Source organism: Zestomonas carbonaria, assembly GCF_904061905.1.
Classification (GTDB): domain Bacteria; phylum Pseudomonadota; class Gammaproteobacteria; order Pseudomonadales; family Pseudomonadaceae; genus Aquipseudomonas; species Aquipseudomonas carbonaria.
Genome location: NZ_CAJFCI010000047.1, coordinates 48514 through 60824 on the forward strand (window position 1 = coordinate 48514; position 12311 = coordinate 60824).

General features: G+C 65.3%; 14 protein-coding genes. 11 read left to right on the forward strand and 3 right to left on the reverse strand.

What is annotated here, in order from left to right; translation table 11 throughout:
• Window positions 1–183: 183 nt before the first annotated feature.
• The 6 genes from ccoS to PSEWESI4_RS12400 all read left to right on the forward strand — a co-directional run bounded on the left by ccoS (window position 184) and on the right by PSEWESI4_RS12400 (window position 5328).
• Window positions 184–390, forward strand: a complete 207-nt coding sequence (gene ccoS, locus PSEWESI4_RS12375) for a cbb3-type cytochrome oxidase assembly protein CcoS (RefSeq protein ID WP_187671502.1) — start codon at window positions 184–186, stop codon at window positions 388–390.
• Window positions 383–1066: a sulfite exporter TauE/SafE family protein gene (locus tag PSEWESI4_RS12380; RefSeq protein WP_187671503.1), complete on the forward strand. Its 684-nt coding sequence runs from the start codon at window positions 383–385 to the stop codon at window positions 1064–1066. Before ccoS ends, PSEWESI4_RS12380 begins: the two co-directional genes overlap by 8 nt.
• 197 nt (window positions 1067–1263) lie before the next feature.
• Window positions 1264–2646, forward strand: a complete 1383-nt coding sequence (gene hemN / locus PSEWESI4_RS12385) for an oxygen-independent coproporphyrinogen III oxidase (RefSeq protein WP_187671504.1) — start codon at window positions 1264–1266, stop codon at window positions 2644–2646.
• Window positions 2647–2778: 132 nt separating this feature from the next.
• Window positions 2779–3513, forward strand: coding sequence for a fumarate/nitrate reduction transcriptional regulator Fnr (fnr, locus tag PSEWESI4_RS12390; RefSeq protein ID WP_187671505.1), 735 nt, complete (start codon window positions 2779–2781; stop codon window positions 3511–3513).
• 80 nt (window positions 3514–3593) lie between these two features.
• Window positions 3594–4142, forward strand: coding sequence for an adenine phosphoribosyltransferase (locus PSEWESI4_RS12395; RefSeq protein ID WP_187671506.1), 549 nt, complete (start codon window positions 3594–3596; stop codon window positions 4140–4142).
• Window positions 4143–4488: 346 nt separating this feature from the next.
• Window positions 4489–5328: a metal-dependent hydrolase gene (locus PSEWESI4_RS12400; protein WP_187671507.1), complete on the forward strand. Its 840-nt coding sequence runs from the start codon at window positions 4489–4491 to the stop codon at window positions 5326–5328.
• A gap of 150 nt (window positions 5329–5478) precedes the next feature.
• Here the strand turns inward: PSEWESI4_RS12400 and PSEWESI4_RS12405 are convergent, their stop codons facing one another.
• On the reverse strand, window positions 5479–6195 hold the full coding sequence (locus tag PSEWESI4_RS12405) for a TetR family transcriptional regulator (protein WP_187671508.1): 717 nt from the start codon (window positions 6193–6195) through the stop codon (window positions 5479–5481).
• Between the two features lie 114 nt (window positions 6196–6309).
• On the opposite strand from PSEWESI4_RS12405, the gene PSEWESI4_RS12410 reads away from it, so the two are divergent.
• The 4 genes from PSEWESI4_RS12410 to PSEWESI4_RS12420 all read left to right on the forward strand — a co-directional run bounded on the left by PSEWESI4_RS12410 (window position 6310) and on the right by PSEWESI4_RS12420 (window position 9695).
• Window positions 6310–7857 (forward strand): flavin-containing monooxygenase, encoded by a 1548-nt coding sequence (locus tag PSEWESI4_RS12410; protein WP_187671509.1) that lies wholly within the window; start codon window positions 6310–6312, stop codon window positions 7855–7857.
• Window positions 7854–8735, forward strand: coding sequence for an SDR family NAD(P)-dependent oxidoreductase (locus PSEWESI4_RS12415; RefSeq protein WP_187671510.1), 882 nt, complete (start codon window positions 7854–7856; stop codon window positions 8733–8735). The genes PSEWESI4_RS12410 and PSEWESI4_RS12415 overlap by 4 nt, the downstream gene beginning before the upstream one ends.
• A gap of 346 nt (window positions 8736–9081) precedes the next feature.
• Window positions 9082–9210, forward strand: a complete 129-nt coding sequence (locus PSEWESI4_RS25285; RefSeq protein ID WP_268960777.1) for a hypothetical protein — start codon at window positions 9082–9084, stop codon at window positions 9208–9210.
• A 56-nt stretch (window positions 9211–9266) separates the two neighbouring features.
• The gene (locus PSEWESI4_RS12420) at window positions 9267–9695 is read left to right on the forward strand and encodes an organic hydroperoxide resistance protein (RefSeq protein ID WP_187671511.1); all 429 of its coding nucleotides are present in this window, start codon (window positions 9267–9269) and stop codon (window positions 9693–9695) included.
• Between the two features lie 56 nt (window positions 9696–9751).
• On the opposite strand, the gene PSEWESI4_RS12425 is transcribed toward PSEWESI4_RS12420, so the two are convergent.
• Window positions 9752–10036: a putative quinol monooxygenase gene (locus tag PSEWESI4_RS12425; RefSeq protein WP_187671512.1), complete on the reverse strand. Its 285-nt coding sequence runs from the start codon at window positions 10034–10036 to the stop codon at window positions 9752–9754.
• 10 nt (window positions 10037–10046) lie between these two features.
• The gene (locus tag PSEWESI4_RS12430) at window positions 10047–10772 is read right to left on the reverse strand and encodes an SDR family oxidoreductase (protein ID WP_187671513.1); all 726 of its coding nucleotides are present in this window, start codon (window positions 10770–10772) and stop codon (window positions 10047–10049) included.
• A 304-nt stretch (window positions 10773–11076) separates the two neighbouring features.
• Here PSEWESI4_RS12430 and PSEWESI4_RS12435 point away from each other — a divergent pair, with 304 nt between their 5' ends.
• Window positions 11077–12003 carry an AraC family transcriptional regulator gene (locus tag PSEWESI4_RS12435; RefSeq protein ID WP_187671514.1) on the forward strand — a complete coding sequence of 309 codons (927 nt, stop codon included), beginning with the start codon at window positions 11077–11079 and terminating at the stop codon, window positions 12001–12003.
• The last annotated feature ends 308 nt before the right edge of the window (window positions 12004–12311 follow it).

Genomic DNA, 12311 nt, shown 5'->3' on the forward strand with positions numbered 1-12311 from the left:
TGAAGGCGCTGGACAGCGTTTGTTGCTTTCGCTTTGTTTATTGGATCCCCGCGTTCGCGGGGATGATGGGTACGAAAGCGGGCCGCTTTTTCGTCCAGCCATCCAGCCTCCAGCGCTCTTTTCGGCTCTTTTCGTTTCGGCGCACACGGCGCATCCTACCCGTTCGAAGTTCGAGATCCTGCCATGCCCGCCCTCTACGTCCTAATCCCCGTCGCCCTGCTCATCGTCGCGGTGGCCATCTACGTGTTCTTCTGGGCGGTGGACAGTGGCCAGTACGACGACCTAGACGGCCCAGCCCACAGCATCCTGTTCGACGACGAAGACCCGCAGCACCAGGCCGGCGTCGACGAAGCCAAGGACGACAACGACCAGGAACCACCGCGTGCTTGAACTGGCGCCGCTGCTGGTTTCCGCACTGATCCTCGGCCTGCTCGGCGGCGGCCACTGCCTGGGGATGTGCGGCGGGCTGATGGGCGCGCTGACCCTGGCCATTCCCGCCGAACAACGCAACCGCCGCCTGCGCCTGCTGCTGGCCTACAACCTCGGGCGCATCCTCAGCTACACCACCGCCGGCCTGCTCATCGGCCTGGCCGGCTGGGCCGTGGCCAGCAGCCCGGCGGCGATGGCGCTGCGGGTGGTCGCCGCGCTGCTGCTGATCGCCATGGGCCTGTACCTGGCCGGCTGGTGGAGCGGCCTGACCCGTATCGAAGCGCTCGGGCGCGGTTTGTGGCGGCATATCCAGCCGGTCGCCAGCCGCCTGCTGCCGGTCGCCACCCTGCCACGCGCCCTGCTGCTCGGCGCGCTGTGGGGCTGGCTGCCCTGCGGGCTGGTCTACAGCACCCTGCTGTGGGCCGCCAGCCAGGGCGACGCGCTGCACAGCGCCCTGCTGATGTTCGCCTTCGGCCTCGGCACCTGGCCGGTGCTGATCGCCACCGGCCTCACCGCCGAACGCCTCACCGCCCTGCTGCGCCAGCGCGGCGTGCGCATGGCCGGCGGCCTGCTGGTGATCCTCTTCGGCCTGTGGACCCTCCCCGGCCCGCACCAGGCCTGGCTGATGGGGCACTGACAGGCTTTGTCTATTGGGTCCCCGCGTTCGCGGGGATGACGGTCGGGCCACAACCCTTGCGAAAACGAGCGCCTTCCGTCCTACCTTCCAGCCTCCAGCGCTTTCATCGGCTTCCCATCTCTTGCCCCAGATCAACATCCATCCCTGCCCCACCCCATAGACTGCGTGCACGTATTACGAATAAGCGGAGCACCGCCATGCTCGACACCATCCAGTGGGACACCGACCTGATCCGCCGCTACGATCTGCCCGGCCCACGCTACACCTCCTACCCCACCGCCATGCAGTTCCACCCTGGGGTCGGCCCGTTCGAGCTGTTCCAGGCGCTGCGCGACAGTCGCAAGGCCGAACGCTCGCTGTCGCTCTACGTGCACATCCCGTTCTGCGCCAACATCTGCTACTACTGCGCCTGCAACAAGGTGATCACCAAGGACCGCAGCCGCAGCGCGCCCTACCTGCAACGGCTGATCCACGAGATCGAGATCATCAGCCGCCATGTCGACCACGACCAGGTGGTCGAACAACTGCACTTCGGTGGCGGCACCCCGACCTTCCTCGATCACGCCCAGTTGCGCCAGTTGATGACCGAGCTGCGCCGCAACTTCAACCTGATGGACAACGACAACGCCGACTACAGCATCGAGATCGACCCGCGCGAAGCCGACTGGGCGACCATGGGCCTGCTCCGCGAACTCGGCTTCAACCGTATCAGCCTGGGCGTACAGGACCTCGACCCGGAAGTGCAGCGCGCGGTCAACCGCCTGCAAACCCTGGAGGAAACCCGCGCCATCATCGATGCGGCGCACACCCTGCAATACCGTTCGGTGAACATCGACCTGATCTACGGCCTGCCCAAGCAGACCCCGGAAAGCTTCGCCCGCACCGTCGACGAGGTCATCGCCCTGCAACCCAGCCGCCTGTCGGTGTTCAACTACGCCCACCTGCCGGATCGCTTCATGCCGCAGCGGCGCATCAACAGCCAGGACCTGCCCTCGCCGGCGGCCAAGCTGGCCATGCTGCACACCACCATCGAGCAACTGGAGCGCGCCGGCTACCGCCACATAGGCATGGACCACTTCGCCCTGCCCGACGACGACCTGGCCATCGCCCAGGAAGACGGCCGCCTGCAACGCAACTTCCAGGGCTACACCACCCACGGCCACTGCGACCTGATCGGCCTGGGCGTTTCCGCCATCAGCCACGTCGGCTCGCTCTACAGCCAGAACAGCAGCGACATCGCCCAGTACCAGAACAGCCTGGACAGCGGCCAGCTCGCCACCTGCCGGGGCCTGCACAGCAGCCCGGACGACGACGTCCGCGCCGAAGTGATCCACAGCCTGATGTGCCACTACGGGGTCGACTTCGACACCATCGAGGCACGCCACGACCTGGATTTCCGAGATTACTTCGCTGATATCTGGCCGGGCCTGCAGCAAATGGCCAACGATGGCCTGATCGATCTGAACGATCGCTCGATCCGCGTGCTGCCCGCTGGCCGCCTGCTGGTCCGCGCCGTGGGCATGCTGTTCGACCGCTACCTGAACCCACTGGAGAACCTGCGCTTCTCACGGGTGATCTGACCGCCGGCGCACGGACTACGACTATCGGATACCGGGGGCGCGGCCATTGGCCGCTACCTCCAAGGTGGCAGTCCCTATTCCCCTGGAGTAACCTTACGGCCAGTCCGTGTTTCTTCCAGGGAACCCCTCCTCATGTCCGAAATCATCAAGGTTCGCACCTTGCCCCAGGTGAACTGCAAGGATTGCAGCCTGGCCAGTCTGTGCCTGCCGCTCTCGCTCAACCTCGAGGACATGGACGCCCTCGATGAGATCGTCAAGCGCGGGCGGCCGCTGAAGAAAGGAGAGTTCCTGTTCCGCCAGGGCGACCCCTTCGATTCGGTGTTCGCCGTGCGCTCCGGTACCCTGAAGACCTTCAGCCTCAGCGACGACGGCGTGGAGCAACTGACCGGCTTCCACCTGCCCAGCGAACTGGTCGGCCTGTCCGGCATGGACGGTGAGTTCTACCCGGTGTCGGCCCAGGCGCTGGAGACCACCTCGGTCTGCGAGATTCCCTTCGAGCGCCTCGACGAGCTGTCCGCCGGGCTGCCGCAGTTGCGCCGCCAGCTCATGCGGGTGATGAGCCGGGAAATCCGCGACGACCAGCAGATGATGATGCTGCTGTCGAAGAAGACCGCCGACGAGCGCATCGCCACCTTCCTGGTCAACCTGTCCGCACGCTTCCGCGCTCGCGGCTATTCGGCCAACCACTTCCGCCTGGCCATGTCGCGCAACGAGATCGGCAACTACCTGGGCCTGGCGGTGGAAACCGTGTCCCGGGTGTTCACCCGCTTCCAGCAGAACGGCCTGATCAGCGCCGAAGGCAAGGAAATCCACATCCTCGACCCCATCGAGCTGTGCGCCTCCGCTGGCGGCAACCTCGAGGCCTGACGCCATCCGCGCGGACCGTCGAGGGTCCGCGCCGCTTCCCCGCACCCCGCACCAGCGCTTTTCCGCAGGACCTCCCGACGATGATCTTCGACGAATACGACATCAAGACACTGATCCGTCCCGTGCCGGATTTCCCCAAGCCCGGCGTGATCTTCCGCGACATCACCCCGCTGTTCCAGTCGCCGCGCGCCCTGCGCCTGGTCGCCGACAGCTTCATCCAGCGCTACGTGGAAACCGAGTTCAGCCACATCGGCGCCATGGACGCCCGTGGCTTCCTGATCGGCTCGATCATCGCCTACGAGTTGAACAAGCCGCTGGTGCTGTTCCGCAAGCAAGGCAAGCTGCCCGCCGAAGTGCTCGCCGAGGGCTACCAGACCGAATACGGCGAAGCCTTCCTCGAAGTGCACGCCGACAGCCTGTGCGAAGGCGACTCGGTGCTGATCTTCGATGACCTGATCGCCACCGGCGGCACCCTGCTGGCGGCGGCCAAGCTGGTCCGGCGCATGGGCGCCAAGGTGTTCGAGGCCGCAGCGATCATCGACCTGCCGGAACTCGGCGGCTCGCAGAAACTGCAGGACATCGGCATTCCCACCTTCAGCCTCACCGCCTTCTCCCTCGACGAACGCTGATCCTGCTCCATCCGGGTCCCCGCGTTCGCGGGGACGACGGTGAATCCCCCAGGAAGCTCATCCCGCAGGGTGCGCCGTGCGCACCGCCCCAGGGACAGCACCCACATTTCCGGCGAACCACCCTGTCCGCCCCAAGTAAACGGTGCGCGCGGCGCACCCTGTGGTTGAAGCGGCCGCCCCATCTGTTACCGCTTCCCCGCCGATAACCCGCCGAAAGTTGGCCGCGCAAATCCCCGCCTTGCTCAATAGTTACATCAAGCGATGTCACGGTTGAGATCGAACCGCCGCGTCATGCCCATAACAAGAACAGCGGCACCGGCTTGCCGCATCGAGCGAGGACTCCGCAATGTCGACCACTGCTACCGTCAACCCTGCCCCCAGTGCCAGCTTCCCGGTACGCCGCATGGATTTCAGCTTCGCCGAGACCAAGAAATACTGGTGGAGCGACGATCCCTTCATGAGCCACTTCATGAACAACCTGTCGTCGCTGTTCCCCTATGGCGAGAAGTTCTTCGTCGACAGCGTACGCGCCATCCGCGACCGCATCACCGACCCGCAACTGAAGAAGGACATCAGCGCCTTCATCGGCCAGGAGGCCATGCACTCCAAGGAGCATGCCACCTACAACGACTACGCCGCCGAGCACGGCATCGACCTCGAGCGCCTGGAACTGCGCATCAAGGTACTGCTGGAGTGGGTGACCAGGATATTCACCAAGAAGCAGTGCCTGGCCGCCACCTGCGCCCTGGAACACTTCACCGCGACCATGGCCGAGCAACTGCTCAAGCGCGAAGACCTGACCACCCAGATCGACGATCCGAAGATGTATCAGTTGTGGATGTGGCATGCCATCGAGGAGAACGAGCACAAGGCGGTCTGCTACGACGCCTACCAGGCCATCGGCGGCGGCTACTTCATCCGCGTCATCACCATGATGCTGACCACGGTGATCTTCCTCGGCGTGATCGGCTGGTTCCAGATCCACCTGCTGCGCAAAGACGGCCAGTTGTTCAACTGGCGCGCCTGGAAACGCGGCCTGACCACCCTGTTCAGCCCGCGCAACGGCTTCTTCACCCGACTGATCGGGCCGTACCTGGACTACTACCGACCCGGCTTCCACCCCTTCGACCACGAGACCAAGGCGCTGGAGAAGGACTGGCGGCAACGCCTCGGCTTCAACAACTGATCGATTGCGCTACCCAATTGGCGGCGTCGCTATCCCCAGGCGGCGCCGTCTTTTTTCATTTCCTGTTTCGGCGATCTTTTCTGGATCCCCGCGCTCGCGGGGACCCAATAAACATGCGCCCCCGACAAACCAACCACCCAAACCACTCCACTACTTCAGCCGCAACTGCCCCAATCCCTGCAATACGCTGGCGCCGGTGAACAGCATCACCACCTGCTCCTCGGCCAGGGTACGGATCGACTCGCGCTGCTCCGGCTGGCCGAGGTAGTCGAGGGACAATTGGAACAGGTTGCGGCTGATCAGGTTCGAGAGGCGCAGGACCACCGGACGCTCCATCAGCGCCGGCAGCAGCTTGAACTCGAAGATGTCCTCTGCCATGTCGGCGCCGAACTCCTCCATCACCTCCTGCAGCGCCGCGCGCAGCACCGGCGAAGCGCCGTGCAGTTCGCGCACGCCGATGATGAAGGCTTCCGGGTGGCTGTCGACGAAGTCGAAGAACAGTTGCACCGTCTCGTGGCAGACGCGCCGGCCCCGGCTCAGGTCGATGCCGAACAGCTTGGGCGACTCGCCCTGCTCCGTTCCCTCCGCGCGCAACGCCGCCTCGCGGCGCAGGTCGCGCAGCGGCTGGCGCAACTGCGTGGAGATGTCGCGGATCACCGCCATGCCCAGGTCGTCCACGTCCTTGAAGTGGCGGTAGAAGGTATTGGGGTTCAGCCCCGCCTCGCGCGCCAGTTCGCGCAGGCCCAGGCTGCTCAGGCTGCGGCTGGTCGAGGTCAATCGTAACGCCGCCTCCATCAGCAGGCGCTTGCCGGGCGCGGTGCTGTTTCTTTCCCGCGCGGCGGGCGTGTCTTGGCGATCGGTATCCATTCTTCCCCTACCTTAGGTTGGCTTGTGGGAGCCCCTGTTGCCAGGGAGTATACAGATGTCTACATTGGTATACAGCCGTATACGCCAGCAATAAAGATAACAGGAGCTCGGCCCATGAACGCTTCAGTGTCACCTCGCAGCACAGCCCGCCATTGCAAGATCGCCGTCATCGGCAGTGGTTTCTCCGGCCTCGGCATGGCCATCCGCCTGAAACAGCAGGGCGAGAACGACTTCCTGCTGTTCGAGAAGGAAGGCGGCGTCGGTGGCACCTGGCGGGTCAACAACTACCCGGGCTGCGGCTGCGACGTGCAATCGCACCTGTACTCCTTCTCCTTCGAGCCGAACCCGAAGTGGACGCGGATGTTCGCCAAGCAGCCGGAAATCCAGAGCTACCTGGAAGAGTGCTGGGCCAAGTACCGGCTCCAGGACAAGACCCTGCTGAACACCGAGATCACCCGCCTCCAGTGGGACGAGCAGCAGGAGCTGTGGCAGATCGACGACGCCCTGGGCAACCACTACACCGCGCAGTTCGTGGTCTCCGGCATGGGCGCCCTGTCCACGCCGTCGATCCCCAGGCTGAAGGGCCTGGAAAGCTTCAAGGGCACCCTGTTCCACTCCCAGCAGTGGAACCACGACTACGACCTGGCCGGCAAGCGCGTGGCGGTGATCGGCACCGGCGCCTCGGCGATCCAGTTCGTTCCGCAGATCCAGAAGCAGGTGGCCAGGCTCGACCTCTACCAGCGCACCGCGCCGTGGATCATGCCCAAGCCGGACCGCGCCATCAGCGAGAAGGAGCGCGCTCGCTTCCGCCACTTCCCGAGCTTCCAGAAGCTCTGGCGCGGGCTGATCTACGGCATGCTGGAAAGCCGGGTGATCGCCTTCGCCTTCGCGCCGCAGTTGCTAAAGCTGGCCCAGAAGGTCGGCAAGATGTACATCAACAAGCACATCAAGGACCCGGTGCTGCGCGCCAAGGTCACCCCGGACTACGTGATGGGCTGCAAGCGCGTCCTGATCTCCAACGACTACTACCCGGCACTGGTGCAGCCGAACGTCGACGTGATCACCGACGGCATCCAGGAAATCCGCGCCAACAGCATCGTCACCACCGACGGCCAGGAGCGCGAGATCGACGCGATCATCTTCGGCACCGGCTTCACCCCCAGCGACCCGCTGCCGCGCGGCGTGGTGTTCGGCCGTGGCGGCGTCGACCTGCTCGACACCTGGCCACAGGGCCCGGAAGCCTACAAGGGCACCCTGACCGCCGGCTTCCCCAACCTGTTCTTCCTGATGGGCCCGAACACCGGCCTCGGCCACAACTCGATGGTCTACATGATCGAATCGCAGATCCACTACGTGCTCGGCGCCCTCGACCTGCTCGACAAGCGCGGCCTGCGCAGCCTGGAGGTCAAGCGCGAAGTGCAGGACAAGTTCAACGCCAAGCTGCAGGGCAGCCTCGGCAGCACCGTGTGGAACGCCGGCGGCTGCATGAGCTGGTACCTGCACCCGGTGAGCGGTCGCAACTGCACCGTGTGGCCCGGCTTCACCTGGCGCTTCCGCATGCTGACTCGCAACTTCGACCCGGTGGCCTACCATTTCAGCCGGCAGAACGCCGTTCATCCCGCCCAGAGCTACGCCCTCGCCGCCAAGGAGGCCACTGCATGAAATCGTTCGAGAACAAGGTCGCCGCCGTCACCGGAGCCGGCTCCGGCATCGGTCGCGCCCTCGCCTACCGCCTGGCCCGCCAGGGCTGCCACCTGGCACTGGCCGACGTGAACGTCGAGGGCCTGGCGGAAACCGCCGAGCAGGCGCGCAAGCTGGGCGTCACCGTCACCGAGGCGCGGGTCGACGTCTCCGACCGCGACGCGGTGCACGCCTGGGCCGAGCAGGTGATCAAGGACCACGGCCGGGTCAACGCGATCTTCAACAACGCCGGCGTGGCCCAGGGCGGCACGGTCGAAGGCAACGACTACGCCGACTACGAATGGATCATGGGCATCAACTTCTGGGGCGTGGTGCATGGCACCAAGGCTTTCCTGCCGCACCTGAAGGCCAGCGGCCAGGGCCACATCGTCAACGTCTCCAGCGTGTTCGGTATCTTCTCCCAACCGGGGATGAGCGCCTACAACGCCACCAAGTTCGCCGTGCGTGGCTTCACCGAGTCGCTGCGCCAGGAGCTGGACATGGCCGACTGCGGCGTGTCGGCGAGCTGCGTGCATCCGGGCGGGATCAAGACCAACATCGCCAAGACCGCGCGGATGAACGACAGCCTCGCGCGCGTCACCGGCCAGGCCCCGGAGCAGGCGCGCCAGCAGTTCAACGACCAGTTGCTGCGCACCACGCCGGACAAGGCGGCCGAGGTGATCATCAACGGCGTACTGCGCAACAAGCGGCGCATCCTGATCGGCGCCGACGCCTGGGCGCTGGACAGCATGCAGCGCCTGCTGCCGGCCTTCTACCAGCGCCTGGTGGTCGGCTCGATGCGCCTGGCCGCGCGCTTCGCGCCGAAGAAATCGGCGAAACCGCAGGTCACCACGGACTAGATCCGGCAACTCCCGTGAACCGCCCGTAGGGTGCGCCGCGCGCACCGTTTATCCAGGGGCGGCAGGGGATCTTCGCCGGAAACATGAGCGTTGCTCCCGGATCGGTGCGCACGGCGCACCCTACCTGGGCAGCGGCTCCCCTCCTCAACCAGGCCCCGGAATTCCGGGGCCTGGCGCTTCCAGTCCTGGCCCATAGCCAAAATCTCTCGAAACCATAGAAAAACAACAGCGCAAATATATTGCGCACAAAATTATTCAGCCGTAGAGTTCGCCCCATGGAGTTGGTTGGCGCACAAGATTCTTGCGAACAACTCCGAACCTTGCCAATCGCTTGTGGAGATCCATCATGAAAACGCTTTTCGCCATTGCGACCACACTTGTCCTGGCCACCTCGGCCATGGCCGACGACCAGCGCACCAACCAGCGGGACGGAAAGGGTCTGTATCCCGAATGGTTGCTGACCCACCAGGGCTGACCGCCCCCTGACAGATACACACCAGCGTGAACCCACCGCCATTGAGGAATACCACCATGTCCATCGAAAAAATCGCTTACCGCGCCTATGCAGAAGCCACTGGCGGCCGTGACGGCCGCGCCATCTCCTCGGACGGCGTACTGGACGTCGCCCTGACCACCCCGAAGGAACTCGGTGGCGCCGGTGGCGAGGGCACCAACCCCGAGCAACTGTTCGCCGCCGGTTACTCGGCCTGCTTCCTCGGCGCCATGAAGTTCGTCGCCGCCCGGGACAAACTGGCGATTCCCGCCGATGCGTCCATCGAAGGCGTAGTCGGTATCGGCGCCATCCCCACCGGCTTCGGTATCGAAGTGGAGCTGCGCATCAGCCTGCCGGGCCTCCCGCGCGAACAGGCAAAGGTGCTGGTAGACCGGGCACACATCGTCTGCCCCTACTCCAACGCCACCCGCGGCAATATCGACGTAACCCTGACCCTGGTCGACTGAACCGCCCCACGTACGACGGCCGGCGCCCCGCTTCGGGACGCCGGCCTTCGTGCCTTTCAGAATGGGCCACGGCAATCCAGCCGGTCGAGGCAGCCTTCCGCCAGCGCCCTGTCGAACACCCGCGCCAGCAGCGGATCTGCGAAGTAGGCCTGCAGGTCGGTCGCCGAACGCCAGCTTCCCTCGATCCGCCAGCACTGCGGGTCCTCCGCGAGCCGGGCTATCTCGAAGCGCACGCAACCGGGTAGCCGGAGCGTGGGCGCCAGCAGGTCCTGCAAGCAACGTCCAAGCGCGTCGGCCTGCCCGGCACGGGCATGGACCAACGTCAGATGCCGAACAGTCATGACGGGAAACTCAGTAAGGGCTCGCCGTGGGACGCACGATGACTTCGCTGACGTCCACGTCCGCCGGTTGCTCGACCGCATAGACGATGGCGCGGGCGATCGCATCGGGCTTCAGGGCGATCTGGCGGAACTCGCGCATGGCGTCGCGGGCCAGTGGATCGGAGATGCTGTCGGCCAGTTCCGACTCGACCACGCCCGGTGACACCAGGGTCACGCGGATGTCGCCGCCGACCTCCTGGCGCAGCCCGTCGGTAATCGCCCGCACCGCGAACTTGGTCGCGCAATACACCGCGCCGGTCGGTACCACGATGCGGGCGCCGATGGACGCGATGTTGATGAACTGGCCGCTGCGCTGCTTCCGCATGACCGGCAACGCGGCGGCGATGCCGTGCAGAACGCCCCGGATGTTGACGTCGATCATGCGGTCCCACTCCTCCACCTTCAGCGCGTCGAGCCGGGACAGCGGCATGACCCCGGCGTTGTTGAGCAGCACGTCGATGCGGCCGTAGCGCTCCAGGGCGAAATCGACGAAGGCCTGGGTGCCTTCGCGGCTGGTCACGTCGAGACGGCGGAACTCGGCGGTGCCGCCGGCCTTGCGAATGTCCTCGACCAGGCGCTCCAGCCGCTCGGTGCGCCGCGCACCGACCAGCAGATGGGCGCCTTTCTCCGCCAGCAGGCGGGCGCAGGCTTCGCCGATACCGCTGCTGGCGCCTGTGATCAGAATGACTTTGTTCATGCGTTCATCCTCTGGAATGGGGTCGGCGCGTGAGGCGCCGCTACGGGTCCAGAGGCTACGGGGATGGCCACCCGGGCGTTAGCCGGTTACTGCTGCATTCTTGCCTGATCCTGCTTTTGTGCAATCAAAGCCCCGGATGACGAAGAAATGTCGACCAGTAACATTTAATTTCAACCAGCCCAGTAACTACCCGGCCTTTGCCCGATCCTGGGAAATTCTTGCCTGATCCTGCGTCGTTCATTGAGCGGAGAAGACTTGCCTGAAAAGCCTGATTAAGCTCCAGCAGTCGTCCGGAGGCCCAGCCATGACCGTGCTCATTACCCAACCCGCGTCTTCCGATGCCGTCCTCGCCCAGCGCCTGGCCGAACTGGTCGCCCTGGTGCTCCGCCTCACCCCGGAGGAAGGCATCCATGAATCGGCCATCCCCGGCCTGGTATTGATCCGTGGCGACCAGCCGACCCCGCCCATGCAGGGCCTCTACAAACCGAGCCTGTGCGCCATCGCCCAGGGCCGCAAGGAGGTGCGCCTGGGCGAAGAGCGCTTCTTCTACGACCCGCTCAACTACCTGGTGGCCTCGGTGGCCCTGCCGGTGTCCGGCCAGGTGATCGAGGCCTCGCCGGAACGCCCCTATCTGAGCGTGCGGGTGGACTTCGAGCCGGCGCAGATCGCCCGCCTGATCGCCGACGCCGGGCCCATCGGCGTGCCGGGCGCCGGCGTGGCCCGGGCGCTGTACGTCGCCTGCCTCGACGCGCCGCTGCTCGACGCCCTGATCCGCCTGGTCAGCCTGCTGGAAACGCCCCGGGACATCGCCATGCTCGCGCCGCTGGTGCAGCGGGAAATCCTCTACCGCCTGCTGCACAGCCCGCAGGGACGGGTCCTCCACGAGATCGCGGCGGCGGACAGCCAGAGCCACCGCATCGCCCGCGCCATCGACTGGCTGAACGAGAACTTCGACCAGCCGCTGCGCATCGACGACCTGGCCCGCTCGGTCAACCTCAGCACCTCCACCCTGCACCATCGCTTCAAGGCGGTGACCGCGCTCAGCCCGTTGCAGTACCAGAAGCAACTGCGCCTGCAGGAAGCGCGGCGGCTGATGATCACCGAGGGCCTGGAAGCCTCGGCGGCCAGCTACCGGGTCGGCTACGAAAGTCCCTCGCAATTCAGCCGCGAATACAGCCGCCTGTTCGGCGCCCCGCCATTGCGCGACCTCGCACGGCTGCGCCAGGCCTGAAGCGGCGATTCGATGGGTTGTCACCCATCCGGGCGGGCATTCACGGGGGAGCAATCCCCGCTTTTCGGGTGGATGACGCTCTTTTCATCCACCGGCCCTTGGTGGAAAACGCTTCGCGGTTTTCCACCCTACCGGATCAGCAACCGTAGCCCGACGCAGGATGGGGGAAGCCCATCACCCATCCGAGCGGGCATTCACGGGGGATCGACCCCCGCTTTTCGGGTGGATGACGCTCTTTTCATCCACCGGCCCTTGGTGGAAAACGCTTCGCGGTTTTCCACCCTACCGGATCAGCAACCGTAGCCCGA